This window comes from Streptomyces sp. NPDC048484 (assembly GCF_040651415.1).
Lineage (GTDB): Bacteria > Actinomycetota > Actinomycetes > Streptomycetales > Streptomycetaceae > Streptomyces.
Genome location: NZ_JBEZJY010000060.1, coordinates 18,526 through 38,274 on the forward strand (window position 1 = coordinate 18,526; position 19,749 = coordinate 38,274).

Below are 19,749 nucleotides of genomic sequence, written 5' to 3' on the forward strand. Positions count from 1 at the left end.
GGGCGGAGCTGCGGAGCTGCGGTGGTGCGTGGGTGTGCTCCGCCGTCCGCCGGGGGTGGCGGAGTGCGTCGAGCGACGTTCAGGTGGAATGGCCCTGCTGCTTGTCCACGAGGGCGAGCGCGTCCTCGACGCTGTCCGACAACGGCACGGTGATGCTCACACCCGTGAGGTCGAGAATCCGTCGCACCGCCGGCGCCGGCGCGATGATGTGCACGCTTCCCTCGAGTTCCCGCGTCTGCTGGTACGCCCTGACGATGATGTTCATGCCGGACGAGTCCATGAAGGGCACGGCCGAGAGGTCCAGCAGGAAATGGTGACGGCCGTGCTGGAACTGGTTCGCCAGATGATGCTGCAGCCCGGTCGCGGTGTCGATGTCCAGATGGCCCTCGACCGTGAGCAGGACAACGTCCTCGCGAGGCAGGGTGACCTCGACGGACAACGGGTTCTGGGCCATGGACACAAGTACCTCCCACAAAACGTCAATGATGAGAGCCAGCTACCCCCGTATGCGCGTTGGATGCCGTCGCCACCGGCCGCGCGACGTGATCAAGCTCTCGTCGGCGTTCTCCGGCGCGGGGGCTAGGGCTAGGACACGCGGATGCCGACGATGCAGGTGTCGTCGTCGGTGTCCGACCTGCTGTAGGTGAGGAGCCGGTCCAGCTGCTGGTCGAGCGTGCACGGTGCCGCCCGGACCGTGGTGAGCAGCTGGGTCATGGATTCCTGCATGGTGCGGTCCCGGCGCTCGATCAGACCGTCCGTGTACATCAACAGCGTGTCGCCGACTGCCAGTTGCACCTCGTCCTCGCTGTACGTCACCTCGGGCACGGCGCCCAGCAACAGGCCCTTGAGGAGGGGCAGCGACACCGCCTCCGCGTCCCGCACCAGCACGGGGGGCAGATGACCCGCTCTGGCCCAGCGCAACGTACGGCTGTCCGGGTCGTAGATGCCGCAGACCGCCGTGGCCGTGATGGATCCGGTCAGATGGTGCGCCACGCTGTTGAGCCAGGAGAGCAGCTGGCCGGGGCCGGCGCCCGTCACGGCCAGTCCCCGCAGGGCGTTCCGGAGCACGACCATGCTCGTCGCCGCCTCGATACCGTGACCGGCCACGTCACCCACGCACAGCAGCACGAGACCGGACGGCAGGACGACCGCGTCGTACCAGTCGCCCCCCACCAGCTGTTCGGTCTCGGCGGGCCGGTAGCGGACGGCCACATCGAGCCGGGGAGCCCGCAGGGGTGCCTGGGTCGGAGGCATGATGGCGTGCTGCAACTGCAGCGTCAGCCGGTTGCGTTCGGCCGCCTGCTGCTCGGAGTGCGCGAGTTGGTCACGCGTGGCGGCCAGTGCGACCTCCGTCCAGTGCTGGGCCGAGATGTCCTGGTAGGCCCCGCGCACGACGAACGGCCGGCCGTCGGCGTCGAGCACCGGCTCCGCCACCACCCGGATGTGGCGGGTCACCTCGTCGGGGCGCTGGAGCCGGAACGCCGCGGCCGCCGGCCGCCGGTGGTGGAGCAGCGTGCGCAGGAAACGGCCGATGGCGACGGCGTCGTCCGGGTGCGCGTGCAGGGCCAGTTCCTCCAGCGGCACCGCCCCGCTCGACGGCGGCCTCCCGTACAGGCTGAAGAGCTGGCCGTTCCAGGTGATCTCACCCGTGAGCAGATTCTCCTCGAAGCCGCCGATGCGGCCGAGCCGCTGTGCGTGCTGGAGCAGGCTCGCCAGCCGTGCCGTCTCGTCCTCGATGCGCCAGATGAGCAGCACGCTGTTGCCGTGGCGGCTGATGCTGATGTCGGCCACGGCCGCCAGTGGCACCTGGTCGACGAGAGCCGTGAGGCTCATGCGCTGCGCGCGGAACGGCTCCCCGGTGGCGTAGACGCGTTCGACCCGCTGGAAGAGCTCGCTCTCCCCGGCGGCCATCGGGTAGGCCTCGAGCAGCAGGGCGCCGTTGACGAGGCCGCGCGGCCGGCCGGCCGGGTCGAGGAAGTGGCTGTTGACATGGTGGATGTGGAAGTCCACGAGCTGCCCGCCGTCCACGTACGGGACGAGGACCAGCGCCGGGTCGTGCAGCCCGTCGGCCAGATCCGTCAGTTCGACGGCGTCCGGGAGGACACGGGGCTCGCTGACGGTGTCGCCGCCGTGGGCGAACGCGTACGTCTCCAGGGTGTGGGCGCACAGTTCCGCCAGCGCCTCCACCTGGCGGACCACCTGGGGTGACTGCGGTGCGAGGGGTGAGGCCCAGACGACCTCCAGGACGCCGTGGACGCGCCCACCGGTGCCTGCGGGAAGGGCGGCTCTTCCCCCCTCGGGATACTGGTGCTGGCCGATGGTGGGGATGCCGGTCTCGGCGAGTGAGCCGATCCATTGCCCCGCACGCTCGGTGAGACTCGTGCGGGCCACCGTCGTCACCCCGGGGGGTACGTAGTGCCAGCGCCCCGCCTCCGCCGGTGAGAAACCGGCGCTGCCGGCCAGCGTGAGGGAACCGTCGGACCGCGCGGTCCAGATGGCCACGGCCACCGCGCCGAGCGGGGTGAGCGCGTGATGGAACAGGGAGTCGGCGACGGCCTGTGTGTCGGGGGCCGCCAGCGCACCGCTCTCGGCCTCCCGCAGCCGCACGGCGGCGGAACGCTCCGTCTCCTCGCGATCGGTCGCCGCGGGTTCGTCGTCCCGCGCGCCGGCCACGAAGGCGTCGGCCACGTCCGACAGCCGGTCGCGGGCGGACTGGTTGATGACGTCGACGGCAAGTTCGAGCGGTGTCACCTTGGCCTGACCGGCGAGTTCGGCGAGTTGACGGGCGGCCTGGGCCGGTCCGCACCCCAGCCGCTCGACCAGGATGCCCTTGGCCAGCTCGATCAGGGCACGCCCGTCGGCTTCGGCCTGCGCGGCGCGTACCTCGCGGCGCAGGCGTTCCACCGTGGCGGCCAGCTTGCCCACCGGATAAGGGGCGGTCAGGGTGGTCCGCTCGTCCGCCGGCGCTTCGTCCGCCGGTTCCTCGTCGGCGTCCACGAGGTCGTCGGGGTGGTCCATCGCGACCGGTGTGCTGCTCGGCGGCTGTGTGCTCGGCTGTGCGGCCGGATGCGGTGCGGGAGTGTGGGATCCCGTGGACGACGTGTCGTCGGCGGGATCGGGGCGCTGTTCGGGAAGGCTCACGGTGCGATTGCTCCTCGGCTGGGCTGCCCATGGGGGCGGGGCGCGGGGACAGCACCCGGCCGGCGGTCACGCACGGCCGGGCGCGGTCACTCACGCAGGCAGCCACCGGCGGACGCAGGCGATGAGGTCGTCGGTGTCGACCGGCTTGGTGACGTAGTCACTGGCGCCGGAGGCGAGGCTCTTCTCCCGGTCGCCGGGCATCGCCTTCGCCGTGACGGCGATGATGGGAAGCTGCGCGTACCGGGGCATCTTCCGGATCTCGGCCGTGGCGGCGTAGCCGTCCATCTCCGGCATCATCACGTCCATCAGGACGAGCGCGACGTTCGGGTGGTCCACCAGCGTCTCGATGCCCTTGCGGCCGTTGTCCGCGTGCAGCACGTGGAATCCCTGGAGCTCCAGGATCCCGCTCAGCGCGAAGAGGTTGCGCGCGTCGTCGTCGACCACCAGAACCGTACGGCCGAGGAACGCGTCCTCGACGGCCCTCGGCGTGTCGGACTGCGGCTCCTCCGCGCGGGCCAGGGACGGTACGTCTCCCAGTTCCTCGGCGGACAGATGCAGGGAGATGCGCTCACGCAGTTCGTCCAGGCTGGACAGGAACTCCAGGGCGCGGGTGCCGGAGCGGTCCTGGAGCGCCTGTTCCTGCGCCAGGTCCGCGCGATGACCGCTGTGGACGAGCACCGGCACGTTCGCGAGCGCCGAGTCGCCCTGCATCGCGTCCAGGAAACGGGGCGCCTCGCCGCCGGGCATGCCGAGTTCGAGTACGACGCAGTGGCAGGGCCCCGCGGCCAGCGCGCTCGCCGCCTCGTGCGCTCCGGAAGCGGTGATGACGTCGACCGTTCCTCGCGGGTCACCGGCGTCCTGGCCACGGGTGACGTCCGACACCGCGCTCTCCGCGACGAGGGTCAGCAGTCCGCGCTGACGTTCCTCGACGACCAGCAGGCGACGCCGTTGGCGCTTGGCCGGCACGGCCGGGCCCGGAGCGTTCGCCGCCGATCCCTCGGAAGGGGCCGTGCCGGGCGCCGGCTCCGGGGCACGGCCGCCGGTCACCAGGTTCTCGTAGTCCGGGCGTGCCACCGGCAGGAACAGGGTGAACGTACTGCCCTGTCCCGGGGTGCTGTCGACGGTGACGGCACCGCCGAGCAGGTGCGCGATCTCCCGCGTGATCGACAGACCGAGACCGGTGCCGCCGTACTTGCGGCTCGTCGTCCCGTCCGCCTGCTGGAAGGCTCCGAAGATCGTCTCCAGATGCTGCTCCGGGATTCCGATCCCGGTGTCCTGGACACGGAAGGCGACGATGGTGCCGCCGCGGAACACGCCCCCGGGCACCTCGTGGTCGGCCGCCGGCTCGATGCGCAGCTCGACGCCGCCGTGCTCGGTGAACTTGACCGCGTTCGACAGCAGGTTGCGCAGGACCTGACGCAGCCGGGAGTCGTCGGTGAGCAGGTCGGCCGGCGCGCCGGGCGCCGTACGCACGGTGAAGTCCAGGCTCTTCTGTGTCGTCATCGGCCGGAAGGTGGCCTCGACGTATTCCAGGAGCTGGCGGAGCGGGACGACCTCGGGGCTGACGTCCATCTTCCCCGCCTCGACCTTCGACAGGTCGAGGATGTCATTGATCAACTGCAGCAGGTCGGAGCCCGCCGAGTGGATGATGCCCGCGTACTCGACCTGCTTCGGGGTGAGGTTGCGTGACGGGTTCTGGGCCAGCAGCTGGGCGAGGATCAGCAGACTGTTCAGGGGCGTGCGCAGCTCGTGGCTCATGTTCGCCAGGAACTCCGACTTGTACTTGGAGGCCAGCGACAACTGCTGGGCCCTGGTCTCCAGCTCCTGGCGGGCCTGCTCGATCTGCAGGTTCTTCGCCTCGATGTCGCTGTTCTGCGCGGCCAGCAGGGAGGCCTTGTCCTCCAGCTCCTCGTTGGAGCGCTGCAGTTCGTCCTGCTGGACCTGCAGTTCCTCCGAGCGGGCCTGAAGTTCGGCGGTCAGCCGCTGGGACTCGTCGAGCAGTTCGTCGGTCCGGGCATTGGCCACGATGGTGTTGACGTTGACGCCGATGGTCTCCATCAGCTGTCCCAGGAAGTCCAGATGGATCTGGGTGAAGCGGGTGACCGAGGCCAGCTCGATGACTCCGAGCACCTGGTCCTCCACCACGATGGGCAGCACCACCAGCGCGCTCGGCACCGTGCGGCCGAGCCCCGAGGAGATGGACACGTATCCCGCCGGCAGTTCCTCGACGGTGATGGCGCGGCGGCTGCGGGCGGCCTGACCGACCAGCGAGCGGCCGAAGGGGATGCGCTCGGGCCGGCCCTCCTCGTCGGGCCAGGCGTAGGAGCCGACGAGCCGCAGTCCGCTGCCCCCTGTGCTCTCCTCCGCGAGGTAGAACGCCCCGTACTGGGCCGAGGCGAGGGGCGCCAGCTCGTCCATGATGAGTTCGGCCACCACGGACAGGTCCCGGTGGCCCTGCATCAGGCCGGAGACCCGCGCGAGGTTGGTCTTGAGCCAGTCCTGCTCCTGGTTGGCCCGCGTGGTCTCGCGCAGGGACTCCACCATGGAGTTGATGTTGTCCTTGAGCTCGGCGACCTCGCCCGAGGCCTCGACGGTGATCGAGCGGGTCAGGTCGCCCTCGGCGACGGCGCTGGCGACCTCGGCGATCGCGCGCACCTGCCGCGTCAGGTTGCCCGCGAGCTCGTTGACGTTCTCCGTCAGGCGCTTCCAGGTTCCGGACACGCCCTCCACCTCGGCCTGTCCGCCGAGCCGCCCCTCGCTGCCGACCTCGCGGGCGACGCGGGTGACCTCGGCGGCGAAGGCGGAGAGCTGGTCGACCATCGTGTTGATGGTGGTCTTGAGTTCGAGGATCTCGCCGCGGGCGTCCACGTCGATCTTCTTGGACAGGTCGCCCCTGGCCACCGCTGTCGTCACCAGCGCGATGTTGCGCACCTGACCGGTGAGGTTGTTGGCCATCGAGTTGACGTTGTCGGTGAGGTCCTTCCAGGTGCCCGCCACGTTCGGTACCTGGGCCTGTCCGCCGAGCCGTCCTTCGGTGCCGACCTCGCGGGCGACGCGGGTGACCTCGTCGGCGAAGGCGGACAGTGTGTCGACCATCGTGTTGATGACGTCCGCGAGGGCGGCGACCTCGCCCTTGGCCTCGACGGTGATCTTCTGGGAGAGGTCGCCGCGGGCGACGGCCGTGGCGACCTGGGCGATCGAGCGGACCTGGCCCGTCAGGTTCGACGCCATCACGTTGACGTTGTCGGTGAGGTCCTTCCACGTTCCCGAGACACCGCGGACGGTGGCCTGTCCGCCCAGGTTGCCCGCGGTGCCGACCTCGCGGGCGACGCGGGTGACCTCGTCGGCGAAGGCGGACAGCTGGTCCACCATCGTGTTGAGGGTCTCCTTCAGGGCGAGGATCTCGCCCCGGGCGTCCACGGTGATCTTCTGTGACAGGTCGCCCCTGGCCACCGCGGTCGCCACCTGGGCCACGTTGCGCACCTGTGCGGTGAGGTTGCCGGCCATGAAGTTCACGGAGTCGGTCAGGTCACGCCAGGTGCCCCTGACGCCCTTGACGTCCGCCTGTCCGCCGAGGCGTCCCTCGGTGCCGACCTCGCGGGCGACGCGGGTGACCTCGTCGGCGAAGGCGGAGAGCTGGTCGACCATGATGTTGATGGTGTTCTTGAGTTCGAGGATCTCGCCCCGGGCGTCCACGGTGATCTTCTGGGAGAGATCGCCCTTGGCCACCGCCGTCGTCACCTGGGCGACGTTGCGCACCTGTGCGGTGAGGTTGCCCGCCATCAGGTTGACCGAGTCGGTGAGATCGCGCCAGACACCGCCGACGCCGGGCACCTGCGCCTGTCCGCCGAGCCGTCCCTCGCTGCCGACCTCGCGGGCGACGCGGGTGACCTCGTCGGCGAAGGCGGACAGCTGGTCGACCATCGTGTTGACGGTCTCCTTGAGCTGGAGGATCTCGCCCCGCGCCGGAACGTCGATCTTCTGCGACAGGTCGCCCTTGGCCACCGCCGTCGCCACCTGGGCGATGTCGCGGACCTGGGTCGTGAGGTTGCCCGACATGGCGTTGACCGAGTCGGTGAGATCGGCCCAGGTGCCGGAGACCCCCGGCACCTCCGCCTGCCCGCCGAGGGTGCCCTCGGTGCCCACCTCGCGCGCGACGCGGGTCACTTCGGAGGTGAACACGGACAACTGGTCGACCATGCCGTTGAAGACGGTGGCGATGTCGCCGAGGAGCCCGTTCCCGTCGTCCGGCAGGCGTGTGCCGAAGTCGCCGTCCCGCACCGCCGTCAGGCCGGCCAGCAGTTGCCGCAACTCCTGGTCGCCCGGCGTGCGGTCGACGGTGTCGGTCGTCTGACTGGTCATGCGCACCCTCGTTCCATGCCTCATGGGTCCCTTGGGAAAAGGGACGCGGAACTCCAGGCCCACTGCCGGACCAAACCCCTCGTCGAGTGTCCCGTTGCGGGTCCGTCGGCGAGGGAAATACGCCGCAGGCTAACCCGTAAGCGAGGTTGTGAACAAAGTGTGGTGCCAAAATCGCCAAGCCGAGGACAGGGCGAGGCCGATTGGAGGATAAGGCGAGGTCGAGCGGAGGGTGAGCCGAGGACGAGTGGGGTGCCTGGGCCGTGTGAGCCGGACTGCGGTGAGGGTGATTCAGCGGCAGGCCGAACGAGGGGCGGACCGCCCGGGCGCAGCACCTAGCCCGCCGTCGCGGTCCGGCGGGCAGAGGCCCGGGGGCCGCGACGGCGGGCTGTCACCGGCGTGGAGGGACGCCGGTCAGATGAGGCCGGTGCGGGGCGTCAGGCCACCGAGGGGTCGAGCAGACCGACGCGGAGCCGCTTGATGATGCGGCTGATCAGACGCGACACATGCATCTGGGAGATGCCGAGGACCTCACCGATCTCGGCCTGGGTGCGCTCCTCGACGAACCGCAGGTGGATGATGTGGCGCTCGCGCTCGTCGAGCTCGGCGACCAGGGGCGCCAGGGAGTGGAGGTCCTCCACGAGCTCCAGCGACCGGTCGTCCTCGCCGATGAAGTCGGCCAGGACGGACTCGCCGTGCGAGCCGTTGTCGGGCGCCAGGGCCGCGTCGAGCGAGGAGGAGTTGTAGCAGTTCGCCGCCTTGCGGGCCTCGATGACCTCCGCCTCGGGCAGCGACATGAGCTGCGACAGCTCCTTCGTCGTGGGGGTGCGTCCCAGACGGGTCCGCAGCTCCTCCGTGGCCTTCGCCAGCTCGACCCGGGCCTCCTGGAGGCGGCGCGGCACATGGACGGCCCAGCTCGTGTCACGGAAGAAACGCTTGATCTCACCGACGATGTAGGGAACGGCGAAGGAGGTGAACTCCACCTCGCGCGACAGCTCGAACCGGTCGATGGCCTTGATGAGCCCGATGGTGCCGACCTGGACGATGTCCTCCATCGCGTCCCCCCGGCTGCGGAACCGGGAAGCCGCGTACCGGACGAGGGACAGGTTCATCTCGATCAGCGTGTTGCGCGCGTACTGATATTCGTGGGTGCCCTCCTCCAGTACGGCCAAGCGGTCGAAGAACTGCCGGGACAGTTCCCGGGCGTCCTTCGGCTTGATGCGCGACGGGTCCTCGATGAGAGGCAGTTCCGTCTCGTCCGTCGTCCGGGTCCCCTGCGCCGTGGCCGTCGCCCTGCCTGCCGTCACGGCTGCCATGCCGTCCACCCCACTCATCGTCGATGTTGATGACACACGCCGTCTGCCCTGTTTCACCCGGCGCATGCCACGCGGTTCCGAAAGAGATCAGGTCCACAGCGGGTCTGGCCGAATGTCGACGCTCCAGGAAGGGCGTGGCCCGGTCGAGCCCAGGAGTGTCGGCGCGCCGCGCAGTCGATTTCAAGACGGTTCAACACGGGGTGTTTCTCCTCGGGAAGCCAGGGCAAGCGGAATTTCGTGCTTCGGACCGGAGGCACGCCCGCAGGAGCGGCTCGGCCCACTGCGGTGGCCCTCCGGCGTTCCCGGGAGCCACCCTCCTGCGGCATACCCCCGCAAGCCACTTGTTCAGGAGCGAATCCCTATGCGTATCGACTTGTCGACAAGCCGCCCAGAGGAGTCCGCGCCTATCGAGGCGAAGCCCGCGCCTGCCGGGTCGGCAGGCGGATCAGGCCCGTCCGTCCGGTCCACCGCGGCAAGGCATCCGCACGACGACGCCCCTGACTCGGCGACCGACTTCGCCCGGCTGGCCGCGCTGGAGGACGGACCCGAGCGGGACGCCGTCCGCGACGAGTTGGCGACGGCGTGGCTGCCCATGGCCCACCGTATCGCCGGCCGGTTCCGCGACCGGGGAGAGAACATCGAGGACCTGCGCCAGGTCGCGGCTGTGGGGCTGGTGAAGGCGATAGACCGGTTCGATCCCTCCCGCGGGGCGTTCGAGAGTTACGCCGTGCCCACCATCACCGGTGAGGTGAAGCGGCACTTCCGTGACCGCATGTGGGCGCTGAGGGTGCCCCGCCGGGTGCAGGAGCTGCGCAACAAGGTGCGGATCGCCCGCAGGGAACTCACGCAGAACCCCGGCGCCCCCGAGCCGACGACGGCCGAGATCGCGGCGCACGCCGGGCTGACGGAGGACGAGGTGAGCGTGGGGATGGAGGCGATGGAGAGCTTCAGCACGCTGTCCCTGGACGCCGAGTTGTCCTCCACGGACGACAACTACAGTCTCGCGGACACCCTGGGCGACTCCGACTCCTCGTTCGACGTGGTGGTCGACCGCGAAGCGGCGAAGGAAGGACTCCGGCGGCTGCCGGAACGCGAGCGGAACATCCTGTACATGCGCTTCTTCGAGGACATGACGCAGAACCGCATAGCCGACCAGCTGGGTATCTCCCAGATGCACGTTTCGCGACTCATCACCCGCAGCTGCGCACGGGTGAGGGACGAGGCACTGGGCGGCCGGCCCCGCTCCGGCCGCGGTGACTCCGGCGGCCGGACGGAGGCCGTGTGAGGCGGTCCTGCGGTTCCGACTCCGTCCACGGTGCACCGACGGGACTCTCCGAACCCGCGGTGGACTCGCAGTCTCATCACCCCCTCATCCCTCACCCCCTCATGAAGGAGCAGGCCAGATGCTGATGCCCCATCCCGCAACCCTGCGCGAGCTTGTGGAGGAGTACGAGATGCTCATCGCGCGCCAGGCCGCGAGCGGGTCGGCGAAACCGGATCAGCGGACGCAGGACCTCGCGTACACCCTCTGCGTGTCGACCGGCACGCGTGATGTGAGGCAGGCCCTGGAGAGGGCACGCCGTCAGCTCGCCGTGGCGCGGGGCCCTGTGACGCCGATGCCTCTGCGGGCCGCCGGACCCGGCGTCGCCGAGGCCCGCGGACCGGGCGAGGCCGTCGCGCAGTGAACCCTCCGGGCCGGCCGCGCACCGGCGCGGCCGGCCCGGCCCATGCCCGGTGAACGCCCGGAGGCGATGAGGGAACGCCAGTGCGACGGCGTAAGCTGGCTGTGGGGTGAGATCGGTGGACCTGATGTACAGCACGGACAGCGCGTCGGTGATGGCGCTGTACCTCGTCGGCGATCAGGCCCGGCCCACCGGGTCGGAAGCGGACGCCGTGCATACCGCCCACCCCGCCCGGACCCGGCGGCGGAGCTGTCGTGAGATCCGGCCCGTACCGTCTGCGACGGGAGCGCCGGCATGACGACGACAGCCACCGCGCAGGGAACCGGCGCCACGTTCATGCACCCGGCGCTCTTCTACCGTGACGACCCCGAGTACCTGGCGGGCACGCTCCCCTTCGTGCTGGAGGGGCTGTCGGCGTCGGAGCCCGTCGCGGTGGCCGCTCCCGCCGCGCGGCTCGAACTGATCACCGCGGAACTGGGTCGAGCGGCCGAAGCCGTACATCTCGTCGACATGACTCTGGCCGGCCGGAACCCCGGCCGCATCATCCCGTCCGTCCTGCGGGCTTTCGCGGACGCCCGGACAGACGTCCGCGTCCGTATCATCGGCGAACCGATCTGGCCCGGCCGCACCGTCGCGGAGTATCCGGCCTGCGTCCAGCACGAGGCCCTGATCAACGAGGCGTTCAGCGGCCGCGACGTGACCATCCTGTGCCCGTACGATGCCGGTGCGCTGCCGGAAGACGTGCTCGCCGACGCCCACGCCACCCACCCGACCGTCATCACCGCGGGGCGTCAGTGGGCCAGCGACGCGTACGACCCCTGGAAGGTGCTCGCGCGCTGCAACGAACCGCTGCACCCGCCGCCCGGCGCGACGGCGTTCCACTACGACGCGAAAACACTGCCGGCCGTCCGGGACTTCGCGCTCGCCGAGGCACGGGAGCGGGGGATGAACGCGGTCCGTCTGCAGGATCTGGCCCTGGTCGTCGCCGAGCTGACCACGAACAGCGTGGTGCACGCGGGCGGGCGGGGAACGCTGCGCCTGTGGGCTGAGAACGAGCAGATCGTCTGTCAGGTCCAGGACTTCGGCCGGCTGTCCGACCCCCTTGTGGGCCGTCGTCCCGCACGCCCCGACCAGATCGGCGGCCGCGGCCTCCTGCTCGTCCACTACCTCTCGGATCTGGTGCGCCTGCACACGGCCGACGACGGCACGACGGTCCGCAGTTACCTCGCCCGGACCTGAAGCACACGCGCTTCCCACCGGGCGCCGTCCTGCTCGGCCGCACGACGAACGTGGCACGTCCGGTGCCTGCTGTAGCGGCGATACGCCTCGCGGGTTGCGAATGCCGATCCGGCGGCAGGGTATTTGCTGCCCAAGGAGAACGGCGTGGGAAGGAAGGAGCGACGTGAACAGCGACAGGATCTGGTCGTACGCATCGGTCAGCGGGTACTCGGAGGGACGGCTGCTCAAGGGATTCACGGTCGCTGCGTCCGACGGGACGGTCGGGCATGTGGACCGGCAGGTGGACGAATCCGGGATGCGGCATCTGATCGTCGACACCGGTGGCTGGCTGTTCGGCAGAAGTGTGCTGATCCCCGTGGGGGTCGTCACCGCCATCGATGCGGAGGCCCAGGAGATCAAGGTGGCTTGCACCGAGGAGGAGATCAAGGGTGCGCCCCGGTTCCGGACCGACCGCGAGACGCTGGACCCGGAGTATCTCGCCGGAGTGGGCGACTACTACCGGAGTCTCCCGCCACGGCAGACGACCACGACCTGATCCAGTGCGGCTTGTCCGGCGCGACACAGGCTCTGAGGGATTCGCCCGCCTGGATGCGGATTCAGCGGGAAGGCGAATTCCAACGGGGTGCGGGGAGAGGAAACGACGACCATGCCGGACACGGTGACCTGCTCGTGAAGCCGCTCGGCGGCCCCGGGCCGGCGCCCGGCATCGAAGAAGCAGAGTGCGGGGACACGACGCATATGGACCGAACCGACACGACGGCCGTCGCGGCCGCGGCCCCGCCCGGGGAGATGTCGCCGGCGGCAGCTGCGATCACGACCGCGGCGATGGCCCGGGTGTACACGCGGAGCGTGGTGCTCGAGCAGTGGAACCGGGTCGGCCGCACGGCGACGGAGGCGGCTCTGATCGATCTCCTGCTGGTCGTCTCGGAGCTGGCGGCGAACGCCGTTCGGCACGGAGGCGGGCTGGTCGGCTTCGAGGTGACGCCCACGCGTCAGGGAGTACGGCTGGCCGTGCACGACAACAGCGATGTCGTCCCCGCTGCCGCCTTCGGCGCGGGCGGCTTTCCGTCGCAGCACCACGGCAACGGTTACGGCTGGCCGGTGATCATCAGGCTGGCGCGCGAGATCGCCATCGAGAGGCGTCCGGAGGGCGGCAAGACGGTCAGCGTGCTGGTACCGCTCGTCTGATGGACGGTACGCGCCCGGAGATCACCCCGGGCAAGCCGACAGGGCCGATGTCCGAGGCCGTCCCCAGGGGCCGGATGAGGTCCCCCGGCGGGTGGATCTCACCACGGCAGGAAGACGTGGATGTCCTTGCCCTTGTCGGTCACCACCACACTCACCTGGTCACACAGCGTGTGAATCAGGTGCCACCCGACACCTCCGCCACCCCGGCCGGGATGGAACGGACGAGGTGCGGGCGGTGTGGTGCTGGTGTCGCGCATCGTCACATGCACGCCGTCGAACGTGCGTCGCAGACGTAGCTCGAACGGGCCAGGCGCGTACTGCACCGCATTGGCCGCCAGCTCTGTGACGACCAACAGAATGTCGTCCCAGTGCTCGGGGGCAGCCGGTGGTGAAGCGCGCGTGAGCGCTAGGAGGAACTCCTCGGTGGCGAGTCGTGCGCCCGTCACATTGGGCAGCTCGCCGGCGAAGGTGGTCGTCCGGGTGTACTTCTCTTCAGAAGGCAGTTTGTCGTCCCAATGCGGCTCGGTCGCCATTACGCCTTCCCCAGCCCATTCCCCGCAGGACTGTACTGATCCTCTGCTTCCACCGCTCCTGCTTCCCGACAGCGAGAGGCTTACTCGTCCGGGTCCGGTGGGGATGGTAGGCAATCCGGAATGCGGCGGTCTCTGATGATCCCTGTGTGGTGGCCGAGTACCACGATCGGACCGAGTCATGGGTCCTCGTTCGTGAGTGATGCCCGCACGCGGGTTCCGCGGCCTACGGACTCGTACCGCCGACCGTCACCCGGGTCTGTTTCGGCCGGGCGGGGGCACAAGGAGGTCCGGGGAGAGAGCTGATCTCGTCCCGCAACCGAAGAAGGGGAGAAATCGTGCTAGGCATCGCAGCTGCAGTCCTGTTCTTCATCGCGTTCCTGATCAACGCCGCGGACATCGCGACCAACGACACGTTCACATCGACGAACGTGATGCTCATCGGCCTGACCGTGCTGGCCCTGCAGACCGCAGGCGTGGGCGGCGGGTGGGGGAGCAGAGGCCGCAGGCGGTGAGGTGCGGCACCTCGCCCCGGCACGTACGCCACAGCAGAGCGGACCGCACAACGACTTCTTGTCGTTGTGCGGTCCGGGCGAATCTCAGCGCGGTCCCTAGTCCGCCTGGGCGGACACCTCCGCGACCTTCCAGCGCTGGTTGGCACCGGAGTTGGGCGTCCACAGCGTCACGGACGCTCCCTCGTGCGTGGCCTGGCCGCCGACTTCGAGAAGCCGTCCGGTGGCCGCGTTGACGAGGGTCCAGGTGCCGTCGCCGGTCGACGACATGATCCACTGGGTGGCCTTGTCGCGCGGGCCGGTGTCGGCCTCCAGCACCGGGGCGCCGTCACGGACCGCCAGACGCCTGCCCTCCACCGGGTTGCTGAACACGTACCGCTGCCGATTGCCGGTGTCGCCGGAGATCTGGCGCAGCTTCCACTGCTGACCGGCCGCTTCCTCCGTCGCGTCCGTCGCGCTCCTGATGACGAGGCCGGTGCCGTTGTCGGCCACCGTGAGTGCCTTGCCGCTCTGGACGCCGGTCAGCTCGTAGGTGTGGCCCCTGCGCAGCTCGGCGGCGTCCTTCGCGACCCCTGAGACGCCCTTGACCAGGAAGGAGGTCACTGACTGCGCGGGCACCGTGAAGGTGGCCCTGCGGTCACTGACCTTGACGGCCCTGTGACGGTCGAGTTTGCCGTCGGCGCTGGTCACGACGGGGGTGACGGTGGCGTTGCGGCCGACCTTGCCGAACTTCGACAGGTCGACGGTGACCGCGCGGGCCTCGGTGGTCCTGTTGACGTGGACGACCGTGGCCCTGTCGCCCTTCTTGGCGACGGCGGCCGCGCTGGACGTGTCGTCCGTCTTGATCAGCCGGTCACCGGGCTTGATGTAGTGCGTGAAGTTGCGGGCCGTGTCGAACTTCGTGTTCGTGTAGATCGGGCAGGACTTGAGTGTGTCCTTCGACGTGCAGCTGAACGAGAGCTGGATGCTGCCCCAGTTGCCGCCCTTGGCGGACTCGCCGCCCGGCTTCATGTTGTCGTAGTCCTCGACGGGCTGCCAGAACACCCAGGCCTTGGGCTCCAGTTCACGCAGGTCGTCGACGATGCTCTGGGCGAGACCGAGCCCCGGCCGCATGTCCGTGAAGCTCTGGCCGTCGCCCCAGTCGCCCTCGACCTCGCTCATCCACAGCGGCTTGTCGGCCGCCTTGGCCAGGTCGCGTACGGTGGTGCGCTGGCCGGTGCCGTAGGTGTGGACGTTCATCTGGCTGACGAGGTCCCGCACTTCCTGCGGGTAGGTGTTCCAGTTCTGCGCGAAGATGGACGGGTTGGTCTCGTCCATCGCCGAGATGTCCGCCCTGGCCTTCGCCTTCCGCAGCGCCGGAGCCAGGGCGTCGATCACCTTCTGCTGGAGCCCGGGGCCGATGTGGGCGCCTTCCTGGCGGCCGCCGACGGGCTCGCCGTCGGCGCCCAGACGGGTGCTCCAGTAGTTGGTGTTGGGCTCGTTGAACGGGTCGACGGTGTCGACCTTGATGCCCTCGGCCTTCTCAAGACGCTTGGTCGCGCCCGCCAGATAGGCGGCGAAGTCGTCGACGGACTCGGTCTTGAGCTGGTCGTCGGTGGCGTTGAACCCGCCGGACACATAGCCGCTCTTCGTCATGAACCACGGCGGGGAGTTGCTGAAGGTCTCCCAGTGGTCGATGTCGTCCTTGATGCGGTCGACCCACCAGCGCTGTGTGGCGTCGGCGTCCTTGTTCCAGTCGGCCGGGTCGTCGGCGCTCCACCAGTCGGTGTCCTCGCGGGTGGTGCCGGCTGGAGCCTTCCACCAGCCCTCCACCGCTCCGCCGGCGCGGAGATAGTCCTTGACGTCGGGGGCGTTGCCGCCGCCGATGTTGTAGCGGGCGATGTTCAGCGCGAGCCCGTCGTCCCCGAAGAGCAGCTTGGCGAGCCTCTCGCGTATCTCCTTGGGATAGTCGCCGGTCGCGTTGGCGAACCAGACCAGGCTGGTGCCCCAGCCCTCGAACTTCTCCTGCTCGTAGGAGGGGTCGGGCCGGACGGTGACCGAGGCGGTGTCCGCCGCCGATACCTGGGCGGTGGAGGACGGGGCCAGGGTCAGGGCGGCCCCGGTGGCCAGTGCGGTGACTCCGGCGGCTCCGAGGAGACGTCTGCTGCGGGTACGGCGTGCCATCGTGTGCTCCCAACTGCGGTGTGGTCGCTGCGCGGTGGACCTCCCGCCCGTCGGGCAGGAGGGGTCGCCCTCGAACGGGTGCGGAGCTGTTCGAGGAGTCGGTGGTGCGGGGAGGACGGGAAGGACGGGGAGGACTGTGTGCTCAGGTGGCGGGCTGGTGCAGTACGGCGACGCCCCTGGATCCCAGGACGAGACCGCCTGCGGCGTCGGTGTCGCCCACCAGGACCTCTCCGGCGAGACCGGGCAGGGCCACGCTCTCGTCGGTCCGGTTGACCAGGAACACGAAGCGGCCGTCGGGCCCGCGGCGTACGGTCTGCTCGACCGATCCCCGTGCGCCGGCGGGCAGTTCACTCTCCACTCCGGCCGGGCCGAGCAGCGCCGGCAGCAGTCCTGCAAGACCCTCGGCACCGAGCCGGGTGGATACGTACGCGGCCGAGCCCCGACCCACCGCACGGCGGGTGACGGCGGGCCGTCCCGTGTACGCGCCGGTGCGGTAGTGGGCCAGCACGTCCACCGCGGGGTCGGTGACGGTGATCCGGTCGGTCCACAGGGTGCCCGTGGCGGCGCCGTCCAGTTCGACGGCGTCACCTTCGAGCAGCGGGCCGAACTCCTCGATGCGGATACCGAGCAGGTCGCGCAGGGCGCCCGGGTGGCCACCGAGCCAGATGTGGTCGTTCTCGTCGACGACTCCGGAGAAGTACGTGGTGACGAGGTGGCCGCCGGTCTCGACGTACCGCGTGAGCTCCTTGGCCAGCGGGGCCGGGATCACGTGCAGCACCGGTGTGATCAGGACGTCGTACCGGTCGAGATCGGCCGTGGTGGTCACGACGTCGGCCCGGACACCGAGGGCGTGGAGCGCCGCGTACCAGTCCAGGGCTTCCTGGCGGTAGTCGAGGAGGGTCGTGGGATGCGAGTCCTGCTCGCTCGCCCACCACGACTCCCAGTCGTAGACGATCCCCACCCGGGCCGGTTCGCGCTCGGAGCCCGCGACCGGTGCCAGCGCCTTGAGCGTCTGTCCCAGTTCGGCGACCGCGCGGAAGACCTCGCTGTCGGCGCCGGCGTGCGGCACCATCGCCGAGTGGTACTTCTCGGCGCCCGCGGCCGACTGGCGCCACTGGAAGAAGCACACGGCGTCGGCGCCGTGCGCCACGTGCAGCAGCGAGTCGCGGGCCAGGTCGCCGGGGAGTTTGGCCACGTTGACGGGCTGCCAGTTGACCGCGCTGGTGGAGTGCTCCATCAGGAACCACGGGCTGCCGCCCGCGATACCGCTGGTGAGGTTGGCGGAGAAGGACAGCTCGTCCCGGTCCTGCGGGCCCGGGTGGACGTAGTGGTCGTTGGAGACGAAGTCGATCTCGCCCGCCCAGTCGGGGTAGTTCATGCCCCTGGTGCCGCCCATCACCATGAAGTTGGTGGTGACCGGCACGTCCGGCGTGATCTCCCGCAGCACGTCCCGTTCCGCGACCAGGTACTCCTTCAGCGCGTCGGAGGAGAAGCGCTTGAAGTCCAGCTGCTGTGTGGGGTTCGGGTGGGAGCCCGCCAGCCGGGGCGGCAGTATCTGGGCCCAGTCGCTGTAACGCTGCGACCAGAAGGCCGTGCCCCAGGCGTGGTTGAGGGCGTCGAGAGTGGTGTAGCGGGCGCGCAGCCAGTCGCGGAAGGAACGGGCCGCGTCGTCCGAGTAGTCGTGGATGTTGTGGCAGCCCAGCTCGTTGGAGATGTGCCAGGCCACCAGCGCGGGATGTCCCGCGTACCGCTCGGCCATCTTCCGTACCAGGCGCAGGGCGTGGTCGCGGAAGACGGGCGAGGTGGGCCGCCAGTGCTGCCGCGCCCCCGGCCACACCGTTTCACCGGAGGCGGTCACCGGAAGGATCTCCGGGTGCGCCGTGGTGAGCCAGGGCGGCGGGGACGCGGTGGCGGTGGCCAGATCGACCCCGATGCCGCCCGCGTGCAGCAGGTCCATGACCTCGTCGAGCCACGCGAAGTCCCACTGGTCCCGGTCCGGCTGGATGCGGGCCCAGGAGAAGATCCCCACGGAGACCAGGTTGACGCCGGCCTCCCGCATCAGCCGTACGTCCTCCTCCCACACCTCGCGCGGCCACTGCTCGGGGTTGTAGTCGGCGCCGTACGCGAGGCGTGGGGTGCGGTCACCGTCCGGCCCGTTCAGCTGGGACAGGAGGGTGGAGATCATCGTGGTCCTTCCGGGGTGGCACAGGGGGGCGGTGTGGAGGGCTTCGCGTCGGCTACTCGACGGTGAAGCCCTGCTCCTCGCCGTACTTGACGGAGGCGTCCTGCCAGGACTTCAGGCCGTCGGAGAGCTTGGTGTTGCCGACGTAGGCCTTGCCGACGGTGTCGTTGAAGATCGAGTTGGCGTACTGCTGGAAGGGCAGGTACGACCAGTCGGAGGCGACGTTGGCCGCGGACTCGGCGAAGATCTCGTTGGCCTTCTGGCCGCCGAAGTACGCGAACTCCTTGTTCAGGAAGGCGTCGTCCTTGAGCTCCGCGGTGGTCGCCGGGAAGGCACCCTCCTTGATACGGCTCTGTACGCCGGCACCGGAGTTCGCGTACTCGACGAAGGCGTAGGCGAGTTCCTTGTTCTTGCCCAGCGCGGGCACGGTCAGCGCGCTGCCGCCGTTCTCCGTGCTCGCCTTGTCGCCCTTGGTCCAGGCCGGCATCGGGGCCGCTCGCCAGTCGCCGGAGGCGTTCTTCACACCGGTCTCGAAGTTGGCCGGCATCCAGGCGCCGCTGGGCAGCGTGGCGAGAGTGCCGTCGCCCAGGCCCTTGTACCAGTCGTCGGTCCAGCCGTTGATGGGCGCGACGAGCTTCTCGTCGATGAGCTTCTGCCAGGTGGCGGTGTACTTCTTGGCGCCCGCGTCGTTGAAGTCGATCTTCACCTTCGTGCCGTCGACCTTGTAGGGACGCGAACCGGCCTGCCACAGCAGGCTGGTGGTGAGACCCGCGTCGCCGGCGTCGGCGGCGATGAAGACCTTGGGGTCGGCCTTGTGCAGCTTGCGAGCCGCGTCGACGTACTCGTCCCAGGTGGTCGGGACCGCGACCTTGTACTTGTCGAAGATCTTCTTGTTGTAGTACAGCGCCATGGGGCCGGAGTCCATCGGCAGGCCGTAGACCTTGTCGCCCTCGCTCACGGCGTTCCACGGGCCGGGGGTGTACTTGGCCTTGAGCTTGTCGGCGCCGAAGGGGGCCAGGTCGCTCAGGCCCTTGGTGAGGGAGTACTGGCTCATCGCGAAGTACTCGACCTGCGCGATGTCGGGGACGCCCTTCTCGGCCGAGATGGCGTTCGACAGGGCGGTGTAGTGCTTGTCGCCCGACCGCTCGCCGACGAGGTTGATCTTGACCTTGGGGTACTTCTTCTGGAAGTCGGCGGCGACCGTCTTGAGCGTGGGCTCCCAGGCCCAGACCTTGATCGAGCCGCCCTTCTTCAGGGCTGCCTGGATGTCTCCGGCGGAGACCGGCTTCGAGCCGGAGCTGTCGTCGTCGGAGCCACCGCAGGCGGTCGTGCCCAGGGCGAGGACGGAGAGGACAGCGAGGCCGCGCATCAGGCGGCTGGTCGTTCTGCGCATGGAGGTGCTTCCACTTCTTCGTGGGCGGGACAGGGTGAGGGTGA

General features: G+C 69.6%; 14 protein-coding genes. 6 read left to right on the forward strand and 8 right to left on the reverse strand.

The window, feature by feature from the left end; all coding sequences use genetic code 11:
* Positions 1-79: 79 nt before the first annotated feature.
* The 4 genes from AB0D14_RS39115 to AB0D14_RS39130 all read right to left on the reverse strand — a co-directional run bounded on the left by AB0D14_RS39115 (position 80) and on the right by AB0D14_RS39130 (position 8,816).
* On the reverse strand, positions 80-460 hold the full coding sequence (locus AB0D14_RS39115; protein WP_362788507.1) for an STAS domain-containing protein: 381 nt from the start codon (positions 458-460) through the stop codon (positions 80-82).
* 125 nt (positions 461-585) lie between these two features.
* Positions 586-3,018, reverse strand: a complete 2,433-nt coding sequence (locus tag AB0D14_RS39120; RefSeq protein ID WP_362788510.1) for a SpoIIE family protein phosphatase — start codon at positions 3,016-3,018, stop codon at positions 586-588.
* A 213-nt stretch (positions 3,019-3,231) separates the two neighbouring features.
* Positions 3,232-7,503, reverse strand: a complete 4,272-nt coding sequence (locus tag AB0D14_RS39125; protein ID WP_362788445.1) for a HAMP domain-containing protein — start codon at positions 7,501-7,503, stop codon at positions 3,232-3,234.
* 434 nt (positions 7,504-7,937) lie between these two features.
* On the reverse strand, positions 7,938-8,816 hold the full coding sequence (locus AB0D14_RS39130) for an RNA polymerase sigma factor SigF (protein WP_362788448.1): 879 nt from the start codon (positions 8,814-8,816) through the stop codon (positions 7,938-7,940).
* Positions 8,817-9,177: 361 nt separating this feature from the next.
* On the opposite strand from AB0D14_RS39130, the gene AB0D14_RS39135 reads away from it, so the two are divergent.
* The 5 genes from AB0D14_RS39135 (at position 9,178) to AB0D14_RS39155 (ending at position 12,925) form a co-directional block, all read left to right on the forward strand.
* Positions 9,178-10,101: a SigB/SigF/SigG family RNA polymerase sigma factor gene (locus tag AB0D14_RS39135; RefSeq protein ID WP_362788452.1), complete on the forward strand. Its 924-nt coding sequence runs from the start codon at positions 9,178-9,180 to the stop codon at positions 10,099-10,101.
* A 124-nt stretch (positions 10,102-10,225) separates the two neighbouring features.
* The gene (locus tag AB0D14_RS39140) at positions 10,226-10,501 is read left to right on the forward strand and encodes a DUF5133 domain-containing protein (protein ID WP_362788455.1); all 276 of its coding nucleotides are present in this window, start codon (positions 10,226-10,228) and stop codon (positions 10,499-10,501) included.
* Between the two features lie 291 nt (positions 10,502-10,792).
* A complete protein-coding gene (locus AB0D14_RS39145; RefSeq protein WP_362788458.1) occupies positions 10,793-11,737 on the forward strand; it encodes a sensor histidine kinase in 945 nt (314 codons plus the stop codon).
* Positions 11,738-11,900: 163 nt separating this feature from the next.
* Positions 11,901-12,272: a PRC-barrel domain-containing protein gene (locus AB0D14_RS39150; RefSeq protein WP_362788460.1), complete on the forward strand. Its 372-nt coding sequence runs from the start codon at positions 11,901-11,903 to the stop codon at positions 12,270-12,272.
* Between the two features lie 203 nt (positions 12,273-12,475).
* Positions 12,476-12,925: an ATP-binding protein gene (locus AB0D14_RS39155; protein ID WP_362788463.1), complete on the forward strand. Its 450-nt coding sequence runs from the start codon at positions 12,476-12,478 to the stop codon at positions 12,923-12,925.
* Positions 12,926-13,023: 98 nt separating this feature from the next.
* Here the strand turns inward: AB0D14_RS39155 and AB0D14_RS39160 are convergent, their stop codons facing one another.
* Positions 13,024-13,458 carry an ATP-binding protein gene (locus AB0D14_RS39160; protein ID WP_362788466.1) on the reverse strand — a complete coding sequence of 145 codons (435 nt, stop codon included), beginning with the start codon at positions 13,456-13,458 and terminating at the stop codon, positions 13,024-13,026.
* Between the two features lie 335 nt (positions 13,459-13,793).
* On the opposite strand from AB0D14_RS39160, the gene AB0D14_RS39165 reads away from it, so the two are divergent.
* Positions 13,794-13,970, forward strand: coding sequence for a hypothetical protein (locus AB0D14_RS39165; protein ID WP_362788468.1), 177 nt, complete (start codon positions 13,794-13,796; stop codon positions 13,968-13,970).
* A gap of 96 nt (positions 13,971-14,066) precedes the next feature.
* On the opposite strand, the gene AB0D14_RS39170 is transcribed toward AB0D14_RS39165, so the two are convergent.
* From AB0D14_RS39170 to AB0D14_RS39180, 3 genes are all read right to left on the reverse strand, one after another.
* Complete coding sequence (locus tag AB0D14_RS39170) at positions 14,067-16,130, reverse strand: glycoside hydrolase (protein WP_362788471.1); 2,064 nt, start codon at positions 16,128-16,130, stop codon at positions 14,067-14,069.
* Positions 16,131-16,272: 142 nt separating this feature from the next.
* On the reverse strand, positions 16,273-18,315 hold the full coding sequence (locus AB0D14_RS39175; protein WP_362788474.1) for a beta-galactosidase: 2,043 nt from the start codon (positions 18,313-18,315) through the stop codon (positions 16,273-16,275).
* A gap of 52 nt (positions 18,316-18,367) precedes the next feature.
* Positions 18,368-19,705 carry a sugar ABC transporter substrate-binding protein gene (locus AB0D14_RS39180; RefSeq protein ID WP_362788477.1) on the reverse strand — a complete coding sequence of 446 codons (1,338 nt, stop codon included), beginning with the start codon at positions 19,703-19,705 and terminating at the stop codon, positions 18,368-18,370.
* Positions 19,706-19,749 lie beyond the last annotated feature (44 nt).